This window comes from Paractinoplanes toevensis, from assembly GCF_018332695.1.
GTDB classification, from domain to species: domain Bacteria; phylum Actinomycetota; class Actinomycetes; order Mycobacteriales; family Micromonosporaceae; genus Actinoplanes; species Actinoplanes toevensis.
Window position 1 is genome coordinate 1 of the sequence record NZ_BOQN01000099.1, and the last position, 21,337, is coordinate 21,337.

The 21,337-nt window shown below is 68.9% G+C and carries 17 protein-coding genes and 1 tRNA gene; 11 read left to right on the forward strand and 7 right to left on the reverse strand.

The features are described from left to right. Together Ato02nite_RS37630 and Ato02nite_RS37635 are read left to right on the forward strand one after the other, a co-directional pair. A partial coding sequence (locus Ato02nite_RS37630) for an L-lactate permease (protein WP_213011468.1) occupies nucleotides 1–869 on the forward strand: 869 nt, incomplete at its 5' end. 21 nt (nucleotides 870–890) lie between these two features. After that, nucleotides 891–1,682, forward strand: coding sequence for a hypothetical protein (locus tag Ato02nite_RS37635; RefSeq protein WP_213011469.1), 792 nt, complete (start codon nucleotides 891–893; stop codon nucleotides 1,680–1,682). Here the strand turns inward: Ato02nite_RS37635 and Ato02nite_RS37640 are convergent. Genes Ato02nite_RS37640 through Ato02nite_RS37650 form a run of 3 tightly spaced genes read right to left on the reverse strand, consistent with a single transcriptional unit; the run spans nucleotide 1,679 to nucleotide 5,589 of the window. Continuing rightward, entirely contained in the window at nucleotides 1,679–3,190 is a 1,512-nt protein-coding gene (locus Ato02nite_RS37640; RefSeq protein ID WP_213011470.1) for a hybrid sensor histidine kinase/response regulator, read from the reverse strand. The two genes, Ato02nite_RS37635 and Ato02nite_RS37640, sit on opposite strands and share 4 nt — an antisense overlap. Next, the gene (locus Ato02nite_RS37645; protein ID WP_213011471.1) at nucleotides 3,187–4,314 is read right to left on the reverse strand and encodes a sensor histidine kinase; all 1,128 of its coding nucleotides are present in this window, start codon (nucleotides 4,312–4,314) and stop codon (nucleotides 3,187–3,189) included. Before Ato02nite_RS37645 ends, Ato02nite_RS37640 begins: the two co-directional genes overlap by 4 nt. Nucleotides 4,315–4,323: 9 nt before the next feature. Then, nucleotides 4,324–5,589, reverse strand: a complete 1,266-nt coding sequence (locus Ato02nite_RS37650) for a hypothetical protein (protein ID WP_246607917.1) — start codon at nucleotides 5,587–5,589, stop codon at nucleotides 4,324–4,326. 167 nt (nucleotides 5,590–5,756) lie between these two features. Between Ato02nite_RS37650 and Ato02nite_RS37655 the strand changes: the two genes are divergently transcribed. The 4 genes from Ato02nite_RS37655 (at nucleotide 5,757) to Ato02nite_RS37670 (ending at nucleotide 10,140) form a co-directional block, all read left to right on the forward strand. Next, a complete protein-coding gene (locus Ato02nite_RS37655; RefSeq protein WP_213011473.1) occupies nucleotides 5,757–6,608 on the forward strand; it encodes a S1 family peptidase in 852 nt (283 codons plus the stop codon). 182 nt (nucleotides 6,609–6,790) lie between these two features. Continuing rightward, a complete protein-coding gene (locus Ato02nite_RS37660; protein ID WP_213011474.1) occupies nucleotides 6,791–7,249 on the forward strand; it encodes a hypothetical protein in 459 nt (152 codons plus the stop codon). 192 nt (nucleotides 7,250–7,441) lie between these two features. Beyond that, complete coding sequence (locus tag Ato02nite_RS37665; RefSeq protein ID WP_213011475.1) at nucleotides 7,442–9,469, forward strand: cellulose binding domain-containing protein; 2,028 nt, start codon at nucleotides 7,442–7,444, stop codon at nucleotides 9,467–9,469. Between the two features lie 59 nt (nucleotides 9,470–9,528). Then, nucleotides 9,529–10,140, forward strand: coding sequence for a CPBP family glutamic-type intramembrane protease (locus tag Ato02nite_RS37670; RefSeq protein ID WP_213011476.1), 612 nt, complete (start codon nucleotides 9,529–9,531; stop codon nucleotides 10,138–10,140). Nucleotides 10,141–11,112: 972 nt separating this feature from the next. On the opposite strand, the gene Ato02nite_RS37675 is transcribed toward Ato02nite_RS37670, so the two are convergent. Both Ato02nite_RS37675 and Ato02nite_RS37680 read right to left on the reverse strand, forming a co-directional pair. Further along, nucleotides 11,113–12,549 (reverse strand): RICIN domain-containing protein, encoded by a 1,437-nt coding sequence (locus tag Ato02nite_RS37675; RefSeq protein WP_246607918.1) that lies wholly within the window; start codon nucleotides 12,547–12,549, stop codon nucleotides 11,113–11,115. Further along, complete coding sequence (locus Ato02nite_RS37680; protein WP_246607919.1) at nucleotides 12,546–13,940, reverse strand: pectinesterase family protein; 1,395 nt, start codon at nucleotides 13,938–13,940, stop codon at nucleotides 12,546–12,548. Before Ato02nite_RS37680 ends, Ato02nite_RS37675 begins: the two co-directional genes overlap by 4 nt. Before the next feature lie 315 nt (nucleotides 13,941–14,255). Between Ato02nite_RS37680 and Ato02nite_RS37685 the strand changes: the two genes are divergently transcribed. From Ato02nite_RS37685 to Ato02nite_RS37705, 5 genes are all read left to right on the forward strand, one after another. Next, nucleotides 14,256–16,268: a sigma-70 family RNA polymerase sigma factor gene (locus Ato02nite_RS37685; protein WP_246607920.1), complete on the forward strand. Its 2,013-nt coding sequence runs from the start codon at nucleotides 14,256–14,258 to the stop codon at nucleotides 16,266–16,268. A gap of 89 nt (nucleotides 16,269–16,357) precedes the next feature. Beyond that, nucleotides 16,358–16,939, forward strand: a complete 582-nt coding sequence (locus tag Ato02nite_RS37690) for a DUF4956 domain-containing protein (protein WP_213011479.1) — start codon at nucleotides 16,358–16,360, stop codon at nucleotides 16,937–16,939. Next, on the forward strand, nucleotides 16,936–17,655 hold the full coding sequence (locus tag Ato02nite_RS37695; RefSeq protein ID WP_213011480.1) for a polyphosphate polymerase domain-containing protein: 720 nt from the start codon (nucleotides 16,936–16,938) through the stop codon (nucleotides 17,653–17,655). Before Ato02nite_RS37690 ends, Ato02nite_RS37695 begins: the two co-directional genes overlap by 4 nt. Before the next feature lie 65 nt (nucleotides 17,656–17,720). Then, entirely contained in the window at nucleotides 17,721–19,448 is a 1,728-nt protein-coding gene (locus Ato02nite_RS37700; RefSeq protein WP_213011481.1) for a carbohydrate-binding domain-containing protein, read from the forward strand. Nucleotides 19,449–19,457: 9 nt separating this feature from the next. Beyond that, nucleotides 19,458–20,324 carry a fructosamine kinase family protein gene (locus Ato02nite_RS37705; RefSeq protein ID WP_246607921.1) on the forward strand — a complete coding sequence of 289 codons (867 nt, stop codon included), beginning with the start codon at nucleotides 19,458–19,460 and terminating at the stop codon, nucleotides 20,322–20,324. Between the two features lie 66 nt (nucleotides 20,325–20,390). Here the strand turns inward: Ato02nite_RS37705 and Ato02nite_RS37710 are convergent. Both Ato02nite_RS37710 and orn read right to left on the reverse strand, forming a co-directional pair. Beyond that, nucleotides 20,391–20,466, reverse strand: a tRNA-His gene (locus Ato02nite_RS37710). 86 nt (nucleotides 20,467–20,552) lie between these two features. After that, the gene (gene orn, locus Ato02nite_RS37715; RefSeq protein ID WP_213011482.1) at nucleotides 20,553–21,143 is read right to left on the reverse strand and encodes an oligoribonuclease; all 591 of its coding nucleotides are present in this window, start codon (nucleotides 21,141–21,143) and stop codon (nucleotides 20,553–20,555) included. Nucleotides 21,144–21,337 lie beyond the last annotated feature (194 nt).

Below are 21,337 nucleotides of genomic sequence, written 5' to 3' on the forward strand. Positions count from 1 at the left end.
GGGGCGGCGCCGACGGCGAAGATGACCGGGCCGGGCGGCACCGGGTCGATGATTCCGCAACGACCGGGGCGGCGCGGAGCGGCGGAAACTCGTACGCCGCAAGGGAGGACGACCGGCGTGACCCGCCCGCCCAGATCGCCCGCGCCTATGCTCCGTATTTGATCATCATTGCGATCTTCTCGATCGCCAGCCTCGGGCCGATCAAGGCCGCCCTCGCCAAGGAGCCCTGGACGGTCGTCTTCGCCTGGCCGGGCCTGCACGTGACCGGGGCCAACGGAAAACCACTGTCATCCGTCAACTTCACCTTCGGGTGGCTTCCGGCGGCCGGGACGCTGATGATTCTCGCCGGGATCCTGACGGCGATCGTGCTGCGGGTCAGCGCGGGCCAGGCGGTGCGGGCCTATCGGGACACCTATTGGACTCTCCGGCACGCGATCGTCACGGTGATGGCGGTGCTGGCGCTCGCGTACGTCATGAACCAGTCCGGGCAGACCAACACGCTCGGCGAGTTCCTGGCGACGGCCGGCGGCTTCTTCGTCTTCCTGTCGTCGATTCTCGGCTGGATCGGGGTCGCCGTGACCGGGTCGGACACCTCGGCGAACGCGCTGTTCGGCGCGCTGCAGGTGCAGACCGCGACGAAGGCCGGCCTCGACCCGGTGCTGCTGGCCGCGGCCAACTCCTCGGGCGGCGTGCTGGGCAAGATGATCAGCCCGCAGAACCTGGCGATCGCGGCGGCCGCCGTCGGCATGTCCGGCAAGGAGGGTGACATCTTCCGCCGGGTAGTCGGCTGGAGTGTCGTCCTGCTGCTGGTCATGTGTGTGCTGGTGACGTTGCAGGGCACCCCGGTTCTGGACTGGATGGTGCCGTGACGGGACGACTACGGTGAGAGAGTGCTGACCGATCGGGATCGCACCCTGCTGGCCCCCCATCTCAACCTGTTGCGTGCCGCCCGGTCGGAGTTGGCCGCGGCGCAGGCCACGCTGACCGACGCCGAGCGGCGGGCCGACCAGTCGCGCACCGGCACCGACTGGCGGGACCGCCTGCTCGGCGGCCTGCTCAGCATCGACGAGGGCCGTTCACAGCGGTTCCGCGGCGCTCGCCGGGACCGCCGGACGGCCCAGGCCATGGTGGACGCGGCCATGAAGAAATACACGAAGTACGCCACCCGGATGGATGAGCTGCTCGAGCCGATCCTCCGCCGTGACGACCTGGCCTTCCGCCGGATTCTGGCCGCCGCGAAGGAGTGTGACACCGCCGTGCGGGCCGCCGCCGGGATCCGCGGCAACATCGACGCTGCCCTGGCCCGGCCCGTCTCGAACACCGGAAAGACGAAGGCCGAGCGGGACACCCAGGCGTGGCACGAGGCCGAGTTCAACCGGTTGCGGTCGACCGAGCTGATCGCCGAGATTCGCGCGTCGGCGCGGGCGCTGGAAGGCCTGACCGAGCGAGCCGCGCGGGCGCTCGGCGAGGTGACCGGCGACCCGGCGCCGACCTCGCCGACGCTGAGCCCGGTGGCGTTGAGCCGGCTCGGGGCGACCACCGGCCGGTCTGCCGAGCGGCCCCTGCGCGACCTGCACCGGCAGCTGGGCGGCGTGCTCACCGAGCTCGAACGCTGGCGCACCCGGGCCGAGGAAGCCCGGGTGGCGGCCCTGCGCGCTGCCCAGGACAACCTGTCCGGCTAGGGCTGGACCTCCAGGAGCTGCTGCATCGCCTGGAGCAGCTGGTGGTTGGAGAACGGCTTGTGCAGCAGCGGCGCGTCCGGCGGCAGCTCCTGGCCGCCCGGCGCCGGGCCGCTCGTGTAACCGGACATGAAGAGGACCGGAAGCTCCGGCCGGGCCTTCCGCATCGAGGCGGCCAGCTGCGTGCCCGACATGCCGGGCATGATGACGTCGCTGAGCAGGGCATCGACCTGCAGGCCACCCTCCAGGCAACGGTGCAGGGCCTCCTGCGGATCGGCGGCGGCGAACACCTCGTACCCGGCCTTGGTGAGGATGCGGCAGACGATGTCGCGCACCCCCTCCTCGTCCTCGACCACCAGGATGCGCCGGCCGGCTCCGGCGGCCGCGTCGGCCGGGGCCACCGGTGCCGGTTGCGCCGGCGCCGTGCCGCCGGCCGGCAGCCGGACGAGCACGGTGGTCCCCCGGTCCGGCTCCGAGTCGAGCGTGATGGTCCCGCCCACGTCGGTGACCACCCCGTACGCGGTGGCCAGCCCCAGCCCGGTCCCCTGGCCCCGGCCCTTGGTGGTGAAGAACGGCTCGAACGCGCGGGCCGCCACCTCGGGCGTCATCCCGCAGCCGGTGTCGGTGATGGCCAGGCTGACGAACCCGTCAGCCGGTGAGGCCGAGGTGGCGATGGTGAGCCGGCCGCCGCTCGGCATCGCGGCCCGGGCGTTCATCACCGCGTTCATCAGCACCTGTTCGAGCTTGCTGCGGTCCATCGTGATCGGCGGCAGGTCGGCCGCGAGCTCGGTGGTCAGCTCGATGTCCTCGCCCAGGGTGCGGCCGAGCAGCCGCTGCATGTCGGTCGCGATGGTGTTGAGGTCGAGCGTCTCGGGCCGGGACGGTTCCAGCCGGCTGAAGATCAGCAGTTGCCGGGTGAGACCGCTGCCGCGCGCCGCGGCCTGCACGATCGCCTGCACGTCGGGCTGGCACGGGCTGTTCTCCAGCTCCTCGGCGAGCACGTCGGCATAGCCGGAGATGACCGCGAGGATGTTGTTGAAGTCGTGCGCGATGCCGCCGGCCAGCTGGCCGAGCGAGTCGAGCCGCTCGGCCTGGCGCAGCTGCTGTTCGAGCTGGCGCCGGTGCCGCCGGGCGGCCGCCTCCTGCAGTTCCCGCTGGACCGCCGGGGCGAGCCGGGCCAGCCGGTCCTTGAGCAGGAAGTCGCGCACCCCGGCCCGCATCATCGCGGCCGCGGCCTCCTCCCCCACCTGGCCGCTGACCATCAGGAACGGGATGTCCGGGTCGTGCGTGCGGACCTGTTCGAGGGCCTCCTCGGCTCGGAAGCCGGGCATGTTGTAGTCGCAGATCACCACGTCCGGCGAGCGGGCGGCGAGGGCGGCGGCCATGCTCTCGTGGCTGTCCGCCCGGACGTGCGTGACGTCGATGCCGGCCCGGGTGAGCTGCCGGGCGATCAGCACGGCGTCGTCGTCGTTGTCGTCGACGACCAGCAGGTGAACCGGTGCGGCGCTCACTGGATCTCCGGGGTCAGGGTGAACCGGAAGGTCGCACCTCGGCCGGGGACTCCCTCGGCGGTGATCCAGCCGCCGTGCCGGGTGACGATGCGGTGCACGATGGCCAGCCCGATCCCGGTTCCCTCGAACTCCGAGGCCCGGTGCAGCCGCTGGAACGGGTCGAACATCCGGTCGGCGTAGTTCATGTCGAAGCCGGCGCCGTTGTCGCGGATCTCGAAGACGTCGATGCCCCGCTCCCGCCGCACGCCCACGGCAATCACCGGCTGGTCGGTGCGGGCGGTGAACTTCCACGCGTTGCCCAGCAGGTTGTGCAGGACCGAGCGGATCAGGTTGCGGTCGCCCGACGTGGTCAGGCCGTCCGGGATCTCGGCGGTGACCGGGCGGCCCGGTTCGCAGGCGGCCAGTTCGGCGACCACCTCGCGGGCCAGGGCGCTCAGGTCGGTGTGTTCCCGGCGCAGCTGCGAGCGGCTGGCCCGGGACAGTTCCAGCAGGTCGTCGACCATCTGGGTCATCCGGGTGGCGTTCGCCCGGATCCGGTGCAGATAGCCCTGGGCCTCCTCGGCCAGGTCGCCGGCGTAGTCCTCGAGCAGCACCTGACTGAACCCCTCGAGCGAGCGCAGCGGGGCTCGCAGGTCGTGCGAGACCGAGTAGGCGAACGCGTCCAGCTCCTTCGTCGACGCCTCCAGCTCCGCGGTCCGCTGCCGGACCCGCAGCTCCAGCTCGTCGTTGAGCCGGCGCACCTCCTCCTCGGCCCGTTTGCGCTCGGTGATGTCGGTGGAGATGCCGCAGATCGCGTACGCCCGGCCGTCCTCGTCGTGCAGCGGGAACTTGACCGTCACGTACGTGTGCATGCCGTCCTCGGCCGGCGCCTTCTCCTCCATCTGCAGCGGGATGCCGCAGTCGATGGCCGCCAGGTCGTTGGCCCGGAACTCGTCGGCGATCGGGCCGGGGAAGAGGTCGTGGTCGGTGAGCCCGACGATGTCCTCGCGGCGCAGGTTGAACAGCCGCTCGTACTCGCGATTGACCAGCAGGTAGTGCCCGTCCGCGTCACGCATGTAGATCACCGCGGAGGTGTGGTCGATCAGGGCCATGAGCTGCTCATGGCCGACCACCTGAGACACCACTTTTCGCCGTCACCCCACCAGCGCGACAGACACCGACCGGCCCGACCGTACCTCCGTCCCGGGTGGCTTTTCTCCGGTTTCCCGGGGAAGCGCCGCGCGCAGCGGAGCGAGCGTATGGTCCCGCCGGGCCTGGGTGAGCCGTTCCAGGAACATCTCGTTCATCCCGGTGGTGCCGGCCCGGTTCGACACCAGCGGCCGGTCGCCCTGGCCCGCATCGTCGCGCTGCCGCTGCGGCTTGAACAGGAACTTCTTGCTCAGCATCAGGTGTGCCCCGGCCGCCCGGGCGTGCGCGGCGAGCAGCCGGTACCAGTCGACGAGGCCCGGGTGGTGGCCGATCAGGCCGTGCAGCTCGGCGATCGGCGCGGTGCGGAGGTCGGCCTCGTCCAGGTCGAGCTCGTCGAGCAGCCGTTCCGGCAGGGTCGGGCGGCCCATCAGCTTCTCGATCTCCTGCCGCTCGCCGTCGAGCAGGGCCGGGAACAGCCGGCGTACGTGGTGGTCGTAGCCGGCCAGGTCGATGCCGAGCAGGAAGTCCCGCTTGAGCGCCTCCGGATCGAGCGCACCGCTGGGCGGGATGTCGTCGCGGGTCCAGTGCACCGCGAACTGCCGGAACACGTCGAGGAAGTGTTCGGCCGGCATGCTCTGCTCGGGTGGCCGCGCCGCGAAGTCGATGAACAGCCGGCGCATCGCCTCGATCAGGCCGGTGGCCGCCCGTACCCGATCGATCGCGTCGTCGCCGAGCAGCGGCGCCTCGCCCAGCGGTCCGAGCAGCTCGTTGACCGCGAGTTCGACCGCCTCACCCTGCTTGACCAGCAGGAAGAAGCTTTCCTCGCCGGGCGTGCCGGTGTAGCTGCGGATCCGCCCATCGTCGAACGCCCCGGGCAGCACCGCCATCAACTCGTTTCCCCGGCGGACCTCGACGGTGCCCACGTTCCAGCGCACCAGCGAGGCGAAGCTGTCCCGCGGGCAGTGCCCCTCGCCGGTCCGGTCGGCCAGCGCCGCGAAGTACTCGCGGAAGGGCCGCTCGGCGACGACCAGCCCGTCGAACGCGCGCTCCGGGTCGGCCTTGCCGCCGGCGTTCCATTCCTGATGGTGCCGGGCCATCGACGCGCCGACGAAACCGAGCCGCACGACCAGCTGTTTTGCCTGCTCAGCGTCGAGCCCGTCGACCTCCGGCAGGTACCGCAGCAGTTCCTCGCGAACCTGGTCGGCGAGCAGTCCGGGCGGGGCGTCGCCATGCAGAATGGCGCTGTTCAGGCGGGGTAACTCGTCGTCCACCCAATCACCAGGCCGCATAGTTTGCCCTTCGACAACCAAGCCGGATCTCTTAGCTCGGCATCGATTGACATCGGTGAATCTCGATGCGAGGGTACGGGCACCCCAGGTGTCAGCGTGTCGCCGACCCGTCACGCGCCCACACCCCGAAAGAGCAGAAGGGACCCTTCATGCGCCTACGACGGGCACTCGCACTCGGCGCCGCCACCATCGCGGCCGCCACCGGAATCCTGGCCGGCCCGGCCGCCGCGGCTCAGGCCGCCGCCCCGGCTCCGGCTCTCGCCGCCGTCACCCTCGCCAACACCATCAAACTGAGCAACTGCTCGGCCTCGCTGGTGCGTTTCCCCAGTTCGGTCTCGAGCGACCGGGCGATGATGCTGACCAACGGGCACTGCTACGAGGGCGGCATGCCGGGCGCCGGCGTGGTGATCCAGAACCGGACCAGCACCCGCAGCGGCTCGCTGCTCAACTCCAGCGGCACTGCGCTCGGCACGGTCCGCGCTGACCGCGTCCTCTACGCCACGATGACCGGCACCGACGTGACGCTCTACCGGCTCAGCTCCACCTTCGCGACGCTGACCAGCCGCTACGGTGCGACCGCGCTGACCATTTCGAGCAGCCGTCCGGCCGCCGGTGCGAGCATCTCGATCCCGTCCAGCTACTGGAAGCAGATCTGGAACTGCAAGATCGACAGCTTTGTCAGCACGCTGCGGGAGGACGTCTGGACCTGGAAGGACTCCATCCGGTACGACGTCAACTGCGACACGATCCACGGCACCTCGGGTTCGCCGATCGTGGACTCGACCAGCGGCCAGATCGTCGGCATCAACAACACCGGCAACGACGACGGCGCGATGTGCACCCTGAACAACCCGTGCGAGGTGGACGCGAACGGCACCACGCACGCATACCAGGGGCAGAGCTACGGCGAGCAGACGTACTGGTTCACGACCTGCCTCAACGCGAGCCGCACCATTGATCTGACCGTGTCGGGCTGCCTGCTGACCAAACCGACAAGCTGACTCGACCGAACGGACGAATCGTCGCAGGTCCGGCGGTATATTTCCGCCGAACTACATTTCCACTAATCAAAATAGCGCTGTGATCAATTCACCTATTCGTGTGTGCGTTTTAAACCGGACAAATGCTGTGAATTTCCTATGATCTTCACATCGGCATTACCCGGATACGAAGAGGTGAAGCGATGAATAAAGTTGCCCGCATGATCGTGATGTCGGGAATGGCCGCCGCTGCCGCCCTGGCGTTCAGCGCCGGACCGGCCGCGGCCTCCTCGGCCACCCCGGCCACCCCGGCTCCCACGGCGAGCAAGGCCACGACCGAGTCGGCCGACCGGTTCGGCCCGTCCCGGAGCAAGGTCGTGAACTACTTCCGCGACCCGCGCACCTGCAACCGGGTCGGCTGGATCGGCGAGCGGCGCAACCAGTGGGACAGCTACAACTGCTTCCGCGTGCCGTTCGGTTTCAAGCGCGGCTGGTGGGCGCTGCAGGTCCGCTGGGACAACCACGGCGGCTTCCCCGGTCACCACGGCGGCCCGATCGGCTTCCCGGGTCACCACGGCGGCCCGATCGGCTTCCCCGGTCACCACGGCGGCCCGATCGGCTTCCCCGGTCACCAGGGCCCGCACTTCCCGGCCAAGAAGTAATCCGCTCCACGAGAGCAGTTAACGGCCGAGGGCCGCACCCGGAAACGGGTGCGGCCCTCGCCGCATTTCCGGCCTAATTCGCAGAGTCACAGGAAATTCCCAGGAAACATTCCGCATATTGACAGTCCTCATTCTCAACCGCAAACTGGGAGCGCTCCCACCCCCTTATTTAATTCACCCACTTGGAGAGCCATGCAGTCCGCGATTCCCCGTCGCGCGGCCCTGGGCGCAGCCCTGCTCGCCGCAACCGCCCTGGTCGCGCCACCGGCGCAGGGTGCCTTCGCCGCCACTACCGCGGTAAACGTCAGCGTCAACGCCCGCGCCGGACTGGCCACCGTCCCGGCCACCGCGCTCGGTGTCAACGACGCCATCTGGGACACCACCCTCGGCACCGACGCCGTTGCCGACCTGCTCGGCAGCGCCGGCGTCAAGATGATCCGCTACCCCGGCGGCTCCTACGCCGACATCTACCACTGGGAGACGCACACCGCGCCCGGCGGTTACGTCGCACCGAACACCGACTTCGACACGTTCATGGCGTCGGCCCGCCGCACCGGCGCCCAGCCGATGATCATCGCGAACTACGGCACCGGCTCGGCCGAAGAGGCCGCCGGATGGGTCCGGTACGCCAACGTCACCAAGGGCTACCAGGCCAAATACTGGACGATCGGCAACGAGAACTACGGCAACGGCCGCTACGGCTCGGCCTGGGAAGCCGACGACCACACCGACCTGAGCCCCACCCAGTACGCGAACGAGGTGGTCGCCTACGCCGACGCGATGAAGGCGGTCGACCCGACGATCAAGGTGGGCGCCGTGCTCACCACGCCGGCGAACTGGCCGGACGGGATCGTCGCCGCGGGCGACAGCGCCACCTGGAACCAGACCGTGCTGTCGATCGCCGGCCCGCACATCGACTTCGCCGACGTGCACTGGTACCCCGGCGGCGGCAGCGCGGCCGAGGCGATCGGCAAGACCCAGTACCTCGACGACACGATCTACGCGCTACGGCAGCAGATCAACAAGTACGGCGGCGCCGGCGCGGCGAAGATCGGGATCAGCCTGACCGAGCTGAACGTCGGAGTTGGCCAGAACACCCAGCCCGGCGCGATCTTCCTGGCCGACGCGTACGCGAGCCTCATCGCGAACGGCGTCTTCACCGTCCAGTGGTGGAACGTCCACAACGGCATCGGCACCCCGTCCACGGTTGCCGGGCAGCCCGACTACAACGACTTCGGCCTGCTCTCCAGCGGCACCTGCACCGCCGACAACTCGGTCTGCGAGCCGCCGCTGAACACGCCGTTCGCGCCCTACCACGCGCTGAAGCTGCTGTCGTCGTTCCTGCACCCGGGCGACCAGATGATCCGAGCCGGCACCGACAACGCCCTGGTCACCGCGCACGCGTCGCGCCGGCCGAACGGCGACCTCGCGGTCCTGATGATCAACAAGGATCCCGATGCGGCGCACGACGTAGCGGTCAGCTACGCCGGCTACACCCCGTCCGCGGCGGCCCCCACGGTGCTCACCTACGGCAACGGCGACACCGCCGCACACGCGGGCAGCGCCACCACGCTCCCGGCGTACTCGCTGACGTTGTTGACCTTGAAGCCGGCCGCCGCCATCACCGCGCCGCAGGCACCGGCCCAGCTGACCGCCTCGGCCATCACCGACCGCACCGCCACGATCAGCTGGACCGGCGTGGCCAAGGCCGGCAAGTACGAGATCTACCGGGCCAACGGCGCGGTCAGTGAGCAGCTGGGCGAGACCGGCGCAACCTCGTTCACGGTCCGCAACCTGCAGCCCGGCACCCGCTACACGGTGAACGTGCTGGCCCGCGACAACGCCGGCAACCAGTCCTGGTCCTCGGCCCCGCTGACCTTCACCACCGGCGCGCCCGCCACCAGCACGTGCACGGTGAAGTTCGCCGACGTCAACGACTGGGGCAACGGCTACGTGGGCCAGGTCGACATCACCAACACCGGCGCGGTCCCGCTGAACGGCTGGACCCTGAACTACACCTGGCCGACCGGCTGGCAGACGGTGAGCAGCGGCTGGTCCGCCACCTGGACCCAGACCGGCACAGACGTACGGGTGACCAGCGACGCCACCCTGGCCGCCAACGGCGGTACGGCGTCGGCCGGTTTCGTCGGTTCCTACAGCGGCCCGAACATCCTGCCCACCGCCTTCACCCTGAACGGCACGGTCTGCTCGATCGCCTGATCATCGGCGGTAACCCGGGCAACGCGCCCGGGTTACCGCCACCCGCTACCGTCCGCCCGATGAGGCTGCTCGAGTACCTGCTGATCTTCTTCGGACTCGTCGGTCTCTACATCGCCGTCCATGTGCCCGGCGGCCCGATCCCGGTGCTGCTGCTGGCGGCCATCGCGGTGGTCGTCTACCTGCGCCGGACTCGCACACCTCTGGTTCGAGCCGGCGCGCTGCGGGCGGCCCTGCCCGGCGTGCTCGCCCTGTGGGCGGCAGTTTCGGCCCTCGCGGTGGCCACGGTCGCGCTGTTCGACCGCGACCACCTGTTCGACCTGCCCCGGCGGGAGCCGCTGCTGTGGCTCGCGATCGTGATCTTCTACCCGCTCGTCTCGGTGTATCCGCAGGAGCTGCTGTTCCGGGCGTTCCTGCTGCACCGGTACGCGCCGGCCTTCGGGACCGGCCTCGGCGCCGCCGCGGCGAGCGCGGCGGCGTTCGGCTTCGCCCACCTGCTCTTCGGAAACGTCCTCGCGGTGGTCGCCACGATCGCCGGCGGCTGGCTGTTCGCCCGTCGTTACCAGCGCACCGGCTCGCTGCTCGTGGTGTCGGTCGAGCACGCCCTCTACGGCATCACCATCTTCACGGCCGGGCTGGGGCAGTACTTCTATCACGGCGCGGGGCCCCTCTGAGGCGCGCCGAGTCGGGCCACGGACTGCCGGGCCGAGCAATCTCCAACGAAGACCGTCCCGGGCCGCACCAACTACGCTCCGTCATCGACTGGAGCGGCACCAACACGCACACGTCGACAATGCGTCGCGCCGGTTCCGGCGGCCATTAGATTTCGTTACCGCCCTCCGCTAAGTGTAATGATCGTTTATTGGCGTGCGCCCTGCCGGCCGCGAGAAAATATGTGCATGCGGCAGCTGGAGTTCTTTAGCAGGTCTGAGGTTGCCGCTATGCGCGATCCCACGAGAGCGCGTAACTATTCGCCGGGGAAAGCGGAGTTTCGTCGTGACCATGAGCGGCGCCGACGGTGGGGCTCAAGCGGCGCTACGGGTGGAAGACGTGCCGGTCGAGCGGCTGTTCGCGCACCTGCGGGGAGCTTGGTCTGCATGACCCTGTCGAGAGTGTTCCGCCGCTGATCTGGCCGGAGGGCGCCACGTGCGGGCAACCGCCCGATCCAACCCCGCCGACGCTCGACGATCTCGACGAGGCCTGCATGCAGGGCTTTTCTGCAGATCAGGCAGTTGACACTCACACCGCGCGGGCGGAGTTGCAAGCACAACGACGCCACCGCATGGTCCGTCCTCGACGGTCACCCGGAGGCGCCGGCGACCTGCAACCGGCGCCGACCGCCTCTGGCCCGGTGCCCCCGCGCCGCCGGCGCCATCCGGCATGGCACCGCCAACCGGCTGGGCCTGGGGCCGCGCCGCCGAGCGCGAATAGTGTGCACAGTTTTCTGAGGAATGGGGAATCAACCAGAAGAATCACCGTGAGAATACATGGCCCACCGCTGCGAAAAACCGGGCACTGATCCCGGACGACGTTATTGAAGCCATGCGCTGCCTGAATTGGGGCCGGCAGAGGTTGCCAGATCCGGGAAACGACGCCGGCCGGAGCAGAGCAACTCCGGCCGGCGTCTCCCCTCATCCCGAATGTGGCTACATGGTGATGCTCGCCTGCGGGCCCGAGTACGCCTTGACGATCGACGGCACGTCGGCTGCCGCGTCGAGGGTGTACGAGTAGAAGCTGCTCGGCGTGAACGCGGAACCGCCGGTCACCTGGGCGCCCGTGCAGTTCACGGCGATGCTGCCGCTCTGCTTCAGCTGGCCCTTGGTGGTGTCGTCGATGTTCCACGGGTTCTTGACGTTGTCGAAGTAGCTGTTCTCCAGAACCATCTTGGTGCTGCCCCGCGACAGGTTGCCGTACGAGGTGATGTTCTGCAGGTAGTTGTTGTAGAGGTGCGCGTACAGCAGGTTGTCCGCGCTGGGGTTGCGCTGGTTGGTGTTGTAGAACCAGTTGTGGTGGATGGTCTCGCGGGCGGTGACGTTGTCGGTCCAGCCGATGCCGAGCGTCTTGTTGTGGTTGCCCAGCTGGTTCCACGAGATGGTCACGTTGGACGTGTCCTTGCGGCTGTCGATGTAGCCGTCGTTGATGTTCGTGAACGTGTTGTGGTCGATCCACACGTGGTCGGCGGTGTCCATCTGGATGCCGTCGTAGTCGAAGTCCTTGTCGTCCGGGTCGTCCGACGCGACGGCGGTGTCGCCGATGGTCAGGTTTCGGATGATGACGTTCTTGACGCCGGCGGCGAGAAAGAAGCCACCGTTCTTGATCCGCCCGGTGGTGCCCACCCCGACGATGGTCTTGTTGCTGGTCACCCGGACCTCGTAACCGAAGGTCGGCACCGTGATCGTTCCGCTGACCCGGATGACGTACGCCGCGCTGGCCGTCGCGTACTTCAGGAAGTCGGCGTAGGTCGTGACGGTGACCGTCGTGCCGCCCGCACCACCGGTGGTTCCGGCGGCGAAGCCGTCGGCCGTGTTGGAGAAGGTGCGCCCGCCGGTGGACACGGAGTTGAAGGCCCACTGCTTGTTCGAGTTGGCCGAGCAGGTTTCCTGGATGATCGCCGCGCCGGAGGCGGTGGACGCGTCCTGGTCGGACAGGCACAGGCCGCTGTTCACGTTGATGATCTGGAACGTGTTCGTGCCGCTCGCGGTCAGCGTGAACAGCTGGTTGGTCTGCGACCCGACGCAGGTGTACTGCTGCACCTGGACACCCGAGGTCTTGGACGCCGCCGGGACGTCGACGCACTTCCCGCTGTTGACGTTGACCAGCTGGTACTGCGAGCTCGACACGGCGTTGAGCTTGAACTGCTGCCAGGCCGCGCCGGCCGTGCAACCCCACTGCTGGAGCAGCGCACTGTTGTCCTTGGACCCGGCGGCGACGTCGATGCACTTGCCGCTCTTGGTGACCGCGAGCTGGTAGGTGCCGCCGGCCGCGGGCAGGGTGGCCGCCTCGGACGGCATCATCGAGATCCCGACCAGCAGGGTCGGCACGGCGACGGTGGCGACCGCGCCGAAAATCAGTTTCTTCCTCATAGCGGGTTCCATCCATCCGTGCCGGCGAGATATTTCTGCGGGGTGTAGTTGGCGGCCGTCGAGTCGGACATCTGCGGCCGGTTGCTGTTGGTGGTCGCGCCCGAGCCGGTGTTCTTGTATTCGTAGAAGCGGGCGTTCTTCCACGAGTTGCTGGACATGTCGATCCAGGGCTGCGCGGTGGCGAGCGCGGCACTCAGCGACGACTCCCGGTAGAGCACCTGCGCGTCGGCTCCCCACGGGCGGCCCAGCTGCGTCTTTCCGCCGGCGGCGCCGGTGATGGTGCATTTGTAGAAGAGGAAGCCGTAGGTAACACCGGCATCGGTCTTCGCGGCGGTGATCGGTCCGCCGGTCGAGCGCTTCTCGTAGATCGAGGAGGTGTTGAAGACCGCGGTGCCGCCGCCGAAGATGAAGTCGACGGTGCCCTCGACGTAGGAGTTCGTGTAGTAGGAGCGACCCGCGTTGACCAGCAGGGTGTCCTGGGCGCCGAGGAAGCGCACGTTGTTGAAGACCGACCGGTCGGCGTTGACGTTGGCCGCTACCGCCTGGCTGCCCTCGCCGTAATCGTTGGACATGGTCAGGTTGGTGGCGGCGAAGTCCTTGCCGTTGACGAAGACCGTGGCGCTGCCGGACGTGCCGTAACCGCCGGCCGAGCTGTGGTTGTTCACGATCACCGTCTGGGACGCGGATGAACCGAGACCCTGCAGCGTCACGTACGGCTTGTTGGCGGGGATGGTGACGATCTCGCGGTAGGTGCCGGCCTTGATGGTGATGGTCCGGCGGGTGGTGTTGTTCGCCGGGACGGCGTCGATCGCGGCCTGGACCGTCTTGTACTGCCCGGTGCCGTCGGCCGCGACGACCGCGCCGGTGGTCGAGCCGCCGGAGACGCTGGTGAACGCCCACTGCTTGTTCGAGTTGGAGGTGCAGGTCTCTTGGATGATCGCGGCCCCGGACGCGGTGGAAGCGCCCTGGTCGGACAGGCAGAGCCCGCTGTTCACGTTGATGATCTGGAACGTGTTGGTGCCGTTGGCGGCGAGCGTGAACAGCTGGTTGGTCTGGCTGCTGACGCAACCCCACTGCTGCACCTGCACACCGGAGGTCTTCGACGCGGCCGGGATGTCGATGCACTTGCCGCTGTTCACGTTGACCAGCTGATACTGCGTGCTGGTCACGGCGGTGAGCTTGAACTGCTGCCAGGCCGCGCCGTCGGTGCAACCCCACTGCTGCAGCAGTGCGCCGTTGTCCTTGGACCCGGCCGCGACGTCGATGCACTTACCGCTCTTGGTGACCGCGAGCTGGTAGGTGCCGCCCGCGGCCGGGAGGGTCGCCGCCGAGGACGGCAGGGCGGCGTAGACGATGGCGGCCGTGGGGATGCTGATCGCCAGCGCGGCCACCAAGAACCTTCGTTTTACTCCGGACAACTTTCCCGATCCTCTCGCCCGTTCGGTGACGCTGGGTATGGGAGCGCTCCCAATCTGTCACCCTGAGTGATTCCGCCCGGGGGAAGGCGGCACCCCGGTAGATGCATGGGCGAAGCGGCGACAACAAAAACCGCGAGGATTTCTTTGTTGTCGCTTGCCGGAGCGGCGTGTAACGATGGCGCCCGGCTTCCGTTGTCGCAGTTCATGCCACTCCCCAGCGTTGCCTCTAGCGACATCTGTCGATGTCGTGGCTCGTCTCAACCGCGAACCAGATGAGGAAGGGCGCCCGTGACTCAGAGTCAGATCGCTCCCGAGATCTCCCGGCTCGTGCGGGATGCGCAGGACGGCAGTTCCGGCGCCCTCGACGAACTCATCGCGCTCCACATGCCGCTCATCTACAACATCATCGGGCGAGCGCTGGCCGGTCACCCGGACGTCGACGACGTCGTGCAGGAGACCATGTTGCGGGCCGTCCGCGGCCTGTCCGGACTGCGCGACCCGGACCGGTTCCGGTCCTGGCTGGTGGCCATCGCCTACCGGCAGATCCAGCTCTACCTGCGCTCCCGCAAGGCGACCCGGATGCGGCGGGTGGCCGAGCCGGTCGAGGTGGCCGACCCGCGCGGCGACTTCGCCGACCGCACCGCGACCGAGATTGTCGTCGCCGACCAGCGCCGGGAACTGGCCGAGGCGGCCCGATGGCTCGACGACGGTGACCGGCGGCTGCTCGGGCTGTGGTGGCAGGAGGCCAGCGGCGAGCTGACCCGCACCGAGCTGGCCGAGGCGATCGAGGTGCCGCCGAAGCACGCGGCCGTCCGGGTGCAGCGGATGAAGGCGCAGCTCGACGCGGCCCGCGGGGTGGTTCGGGCGCTGCGGGCCCGGCCGCGCTGCCCGGAACTGAGCGATCAGCTGCGCCGGTGGAACGGGGCGGCCGATCCGCTGTGGCGCAAGCGGTTCGCCCGGCACATCCGCGAGTGTCCGATGTGTGCGCCGCGCCGGGAAGGCCTGGTCGCCCCGGAGGAGTTGCTGCTCGGTATGGGTGCGCTGCCGGTGCCGGTGGGCCTGGTGGCCGGCCTGAAATCCGCGGCGCTGTCCTCGAAGGTCTCGCTGCTCAAGTCACTCACGGTGGCGGCGACCACGACCGTCGCGGTGGGCGGCGGTCTCGCGTACGCGGTCTATCACGAGACGCTGCCACCCGGCGGCGACACGGTGACCGTGACCCCGACGCTGACCCGGTCGGCCGCGCCGGGCACCGCCCGGCGCGTGCAGACGAACCCGCCGGCGCCGACCGCGACCACCCCCATCGCCGTGGTGCCGGTGGCCGACATCGTGGTCGCGCCCGACGGCTCCGACTCCGGCAACGGCAGCGTCAAGCGGCCGTACGCCACCGTGGCCAAGGCCGTGTCGATGGTGAAGCCGGGACAGACCATCGCGCTGCGCGGTGGAACCTACCGGCTGAGCGCCGAGCTCTCGATCGAGACCAGCGGCACCGCGGCCAAGCGGATCGTGCTCACCAACTACGCGAACGAGAAGCCGGTCATCGACGCGTCCGGAGTGCCGGCCAACCGGTGGGCGATCACCCAGTCGGCGGCGTTCTGGACCGTGCAGGGGCTCGAGGTGACCGGGGCGCGCAGTCATACGTACGTCTGCCGGGGCTGTCACGACGTGGTCTTCCGGCGGCTGTCGATGCACGGCAACGCGGCCTCCGGCCTGCTGCTGCGCGATCCGGGAACGACGAACAACCAGGTGCTGGACAGCGACTTCTTCGACAACGGCGGCGGGCTGGGGATTCAGTTCGGGTCGGGGACGGGGAATCTGGTTCGGGGCAATCGGGCGTACGCAAACGGGTCATCCGGTTTTGATCTTGGTGGGTTCACCGATCCGGTTTCGCTCGAGTACAACTGGGCCTATCGCAATGAGGCGAACGGGTTCGCGTTGGCCGGCAGTGACGTGGCCGCCGGCCACCAATTGCGGCACAACGCGGCGTGGGACAACGCCGGGCCCGGGTTCACCGACGATGGGGGAACCGGGGCATTGCAACTGAGTAATAACACCGCCTGGCGCAACGGTGGCAGCGGCTTCGCGTTCCCGAACGCGCCGGCCCTGCTGCGGTCCAACGCGGCCGCCGGCAACCCGGTCACGCCGGCCGCGAACGCCCAGCTCAGCCGCAACAACTGGGCGGAGACCTTCCGCTCGACCGACCCGGCGACGGCCGAGGGCGCCCGCCAGCCGGACGGCAAATTGCCGCGCACCGACTTCCTGGCGACCGGCGACGGCGTAGGCGCATCGATGGGCGGCTATTGATTCACAGGTGATTCTTAGGTTGTTTCGAGGGACTTCGACCTAACCTGACTATCGACGTTCATCGATAGTTCACCAGGAGGTCACCCCACATGCCCCGGCTCGCGCTCTTCGCGATCGATCTCGTCGCGGTGACCATTCTCGTCTTCGGTCTCTATTTTCCGCGGCATCGGCGCCGGGATCTTGTGGTTGCCTACCTCGGCGTCAACGTCGGGGTCCTCTCCGTCACCGGCGCGCTGAGCGAGAGCTCGGTCGGCGCCGGCCTCGGGCTCGGCCTCTTCGGCGTTCTCTCGATCATCCGGCTCCGCTCCACCGAGGTGGACCAGCGCGAGGTCGCCTATTACTTCTCCGCGCTCGCCCTGGGCATCCTCGGTCCGCTCAACGCCGGACCGTTCTGGCTCACGCCGGCGTTGATGGCCCTCATTCTCTCCGTGATGTATCTCGGCGATCATCCCCGCCTGTTCCGCAGCTACCGGCGGCAGACGCTGGTGCTCGACTCGGCGATCACCGACCACCTCGCGCTGATCGCCCAGCTGGAGGGCATCCTCGGCGCCCGGGTGCACTCGGCCGTCGTGGAACGCGTCGACCTGGTCAACGAGACCACCATCGTGGACGTCCGCTACTCGCACGCCGCCGCCGACCGCGCGGTCGTCACCGCGGGGGTGCACCGATGACCCTCACCACGCTCGAGGCGATCTCGCTCGACGAACTGCTCGAAAAGGCCGAGCTGCAGACCCGCGTCGACCGCAAGTACGTGTTGCCGCTGGACGAGGCGCTCGCGTTGCCGGGCCGGCTCGCGGGCCTGGCCCGGATCCTGGAGATCGACGGGCAACGGACCTTTCGCTACCGGTCCGTCTACTTCGACACCCCCGAGCTGACCAGCTTTCGGCTCGCCGCCACCCGGCGACGGCGCCGGTTCAAGGTGCGCACCCGCACCTACGTCGACTCGGCGCTGTGCTGGCTGGAGGTGAAGACCGAGGGACACCGCGGCGGGACCGTGAAGGACCGGCTGCCGTACGCGGTGGTGGATCACGAGACGGTGGCGCCCGGCCGCTGGTTCGTGGACGGCATCCTCGGTTTCCCGCACGCCCTGGCCCCCACCCTGGTCACCGACTATCGGCGCGCCACCCTGCACGTCTTCGCCGACGACTCCCGGCTGACCATCGACACCGACCTGGGCTGGCAGGACGCCTCGGGAAACCGGCTGCACCGGCCGGACCTGGCCATCGTCGAGACCAAGACCCGGTCGGCGGCGTCCGGAGTGGACCGGATGCTCTGGGCCGACGGACGGCGCCCGGTCCGGATCTCCAAGTACGCGACCGGCCTGGCCGCGTTGCGCCCCGATCTCCCTGCGGTGCCCTGGCGCCGTACGCTCCGGCGCTTTTTTTAAGGCCTTTTTTTCGTGCTTTTTTAAGAAAAGGCACTAATTCCGTTCCCCCATAGACAGGAAAACCCATGTCACGCACCCCACTGCGCCGACGCGCGGTCGCCCCCGCCGTCCTCACCGCCACCGCCCTGGCGATCTGGGCCGGCGGTTCGGCGATCGCCGGCGCGGCTCCGGTCACGACGCTCGCGGCCGGTCCCGCCGCGGCCGCCGCGCTCGCCGCCAACCAGGCCAGTCACGACAGCACGGCCGACCACACCTGGAACGAGTCGGACGTCGCCACCGTCACCCTGACCGGCACCGGAGCCACCTCCACCAGCTCGAACGTCACCGTCTCGGGCAGCACGGTCACCGTGAACGCGGCCGGCACCTACCGGTTCTCCGGCTCGCTCACCAACGGCCAGATCGTGGTGAACAGCACCGGCACCGGCATCGTGCGGCTGATCCTGAACGGCGTCACGATCACGAACAGCACGACGTCGGCTCTGCGCATCGTCGCCGCGGACGAAGCGATGATCTTCCTACAGGCCGGATCGACCAACCGGCTCACCGACGGCTCCGCCAACGCCGACGCGGCCCTCGACGCGGCCGCCGACCTCACCATCGACGGCACCGGCACGCTGACCGTCACCGGCAACGGCAACGACGGCATCGCCAGTGCGGACGGCCTGGTCATCACCGGTGGCACCATCACCGTGACGGCCAAGGACGACGCGATCCGCGGCAAGGACTACGTCATCGTCACCGGCGGCACGATCACCGCGACCGCGACCGGCGACGGCATCAAGTCGGACAACGCCGAGGACACCACCCGCGGCTACGTCTCGCTGGCCGGCGGCACGGTGACCTCGACCGCGACCGGCGACGCCGTCACCGGTCAGACCGACGTGATCATCTCGGGCGGCAAGCTGACCGCGAAGTCCGGCGGCGGCAGCGGGGTCACTCCCGGTGACGCCTCCGCGAAGGGCCTCAAGGCCGGCGTCCTCGTGGTGATCAGCGACGGCACCAACAGCATCGACGCCTCCGACGACGGCGTGCACTCGGACGCCAACGTCACCGTCGACGGCGGCACCACCACGGTCGCCACCGCCGACGACGGCATACACGCCGAGACCAACGTGAACGTCAGCGCCGGCACGGTCAACGTCACCAAGTCGTACGAGGGCGTCGAGGGCCTCAAGGTCTACGTGACCGGCGGTAGCGTCAGCGCCACCGCCACCGACGACGCGTTCAACGCCTCCGACCCGGCCTACGGCGAGATGCAGAACTCGCCGAACGCGCTGATCTCCATCACCGGCGGCACGGTGATCGTCAGCGGTGGCACCGACGGTCTCGACTCCAACGGCGCGCTCGCCATCGGCGGCGGCAACGTCATCGTCGCCGGCTCGCCCACCCGGGGCGGCGGCGAGGGCGGCCTCGACTCCAACGGCGCGCTGACCATCACGGCCGGCACGCTGGTCTCGACCGGCCTGAGCGCCAGCACCAGCACGCTGCCGACCTCGGGTCAGGGCTGGGTGTCGGTGAACTTCAGCGCCAACCAGGCGGCCGGCACGATCGTGCACCTCGCCACCACGTCGGGCACGCAGATCGCCACGTACCAGTCGTCGAAGATCTTCAAGGGCATCATCTTCTCGTCCAGCCAGATCACCCGCGGCACGACCTACGCGATCTACACCGGCGGCACCGTCTCCGGCACCGCGGTCGGCGGCGGCCTCTACACCGGCGGCACGCTCTCCGGCACCCAGTCGACCACCGTCACCGCGGGCACCGCGACGGGCAGTGGCGGCGGCCCGCGCTAACCTCCGCGGGTGCTCGAGTTCCTCGATCGGATCGAGCCCGTCATGGCCGCGCATCTCGGCGGGCCATGGCGGGCCACCGGTTTCACCGACCTCGGCGACCGGGCGTCCCATCGCTGCGGCATCTTCCGCGGCTCGCCGATCGACGTCTTCGCCAAACTGAACACCGGCGGGGAGACCGGGCCCGAACTGCGCGGACTCGCCCTGCTTCGCCGGCACGGAGCGCCGGTTCCGGAATCGATCGGCGAGGTTCCGGTGCCCGGCGGCAGCCTCCTGCTGCAAAAAGCCATTTCGGAGATCCCCGCCGGGTGGGCCGGCATCGGCCGCGTGCTGGGCACGCTTCATCAGACGTACGGCGTGAATTTCGGCCTTGATTTTGATGTTTTCTTCGGTCCACTCCCGCAGGACAACCGGCCGTGCCCGGACTGGCCGTCGTTCTACGCTTCCCGTCGCCTGGAACCGTTGCTGCGCCGCGCGGTCGACTCCGGCCGTCTCGACCCGACGCTCGCCGCCGGGGTATCCCGCGTCATCGACCGGCTGCCACTGCTGTGCGGGCCTGCGCCGCGGCCGACCCTCCTGCACGGGGACGCCCAGCAGAACAATTTCCTGACCGCCGCCGACGGCGTCTATCTGCTCGACGTGTCGCCCTATTACGGGCACCCCGAAGTGGACCTGGCGCTGCTCGACTACTTCGCGCCGGTGCCGCCGGTCGTCTTCGACGCCTACCGCTCGGTGACGCCGATCGACGCCGGTTTTCCGGCGCGGCGGGAGTTGTGGCGCCTCGCCGGCTATCTGGCGGTGGTCATCGTCGACGGCGCGTCCGATTTCGGGCGGCCCTTTCTCGGACGCATCGCCGACGCGATCAAGCTCTACCGCTAATTACTTGCCCTCATGAAATGAAGTAAGGCCCGGCCTTGCGGCCGGGCCTTACTTATCGCTTTCACATGGGGTGATCGACGGGACTTGAACCCGCGACCCCCGGGACCACAACCCGGTGCTCTACCAGCTGAGCTACGACCACCATGCACGAGAAACCTTCCCCGTGGTGCCCGACAATCATAGCCGCCTGCGGCCTGGGGTCGTCGAGGGGGTTACCGATCGCCTCCGCTACAGCTCAGCGGCGATGGCCTTGGCGGTCTCGACGTCCGGGCCGGGCAGCGGGACGAAGACCGTCCGCCGGTAGTACTCCAGCTCTCGGATGCTCTCCCGGATGTCGGCGAGGGCGCGGTGGGCGAGGCCCTTGGGCGGCTGGCCGAAGTAAACCCTCGGGTACCACCGGCGGCACAGCTCCTTGATCGAGGAGACGTCGATCATGCGGTAGTGCAGGAACGCGTCGAGCGCCGGCATGTCCCGCGCGAGGAAGCCGCGGTCGGTGGCGATCGAGTTACCGCACAGCGGCGCGGTGCGCGGGTTGGGGACGAACTCCCGAACATAAGCCAGGACCTGCTCCTCGGCCTCGGCCATGGTGATCACCGAGCGGCGCACCTCATCGGTCAGCCCCGACTTGGCATGCATGTCACGCACGACCGGGGGCATCGCGTCGAGCGCCGCGTCGTCGGCATGGATGACCAGGTCGACGCCCTCGCCCAGCACGTTGAGCTCGGGATCGGTGACCAGCGCCGCGACCTCGATGAGCTTGTCCTTGCCCAGGTCGAGACCGGTCATCTCACAGTCGATCCACACCAGAAGATCAGCCACCCGGACAGCCTACGCCCGCGCGGGGCCCATCGCCGTCACGTCCGGGCGGGCCACCCGTCCGGGCCTTTGCGGTACGACCCGCGCTTTGTCCGCTTTCGGGGGGAGACTTCCCAGTTGGGCGCTTCCCCGGCTAAACTGGTCTTAACGGACGAAGCCCCCATTCGGTTACTCCGTTCCCCCGGTAAAGGGCCCTC

Excerpts from the sequence above, each read along its gene's own strand:
- Ato02nite_RS37655 (WP_213011473.1), top strand. The coding sequence starts at position 5,757 with ATGCGCCTACGACGGGCACTCGCACTCGGCGCCGCCACCATCGCGGCC.
- Ato02nite_RS37660 (WP_213011474.1), top strand. The coding sequence starts at position 6,791 with ATGAATAAAGTTGCCCGCATGATCGTGATGTCGGGAATGGCCGCCGCT.
- Ato02nite_RS37665 (WP_213011475.1), top strand. The coding sequence starts at position 7,442 with ATGCAGTCCGCGATTCCCCGTCGCGCGGCCCTGGGCGCAGCCCTGCTC.
- Ato02nite_RS37670 (WP_213011476.1), top strand. The coding sequence starts at position 9,529 with ATGAGGCTGCTCGAGTACCTGCTGATCTTCTTCGGACTCGTCGGTCTC.
- Ato02nite_RS37675 (WP_246607918.1), bottom strand. The coding sequence starts at position 12,549 with ATGAGGAAGAAACTGATTTTCGGCGCGGTCGCCACCGTCGCCGTGCCG.
- Ato02nite_RS37690 (WP_213011479.1), top strand. The coding sequence starts at position 16,358 with ATGCCCCGGCTCGCGCTCTTCGCGATCGATCTCGTCGCGGTGACCATT.
- Ato02nite_RS37695 (WP_213011480.1), top strand. The coding sequence starts at position 16,936 with ATGACCCTCACCACGCTCGAGGCGATCTCGCTCGACGAACTGCTCGAA.
- Ato02nite_RS37700 (WP_213011481.1), top strand. The coding sequence starts at position 17,721 with ATGTCACGCACCCCACTGCGCCGACGCGCGGTCGCCCCCGCCGTCCTC.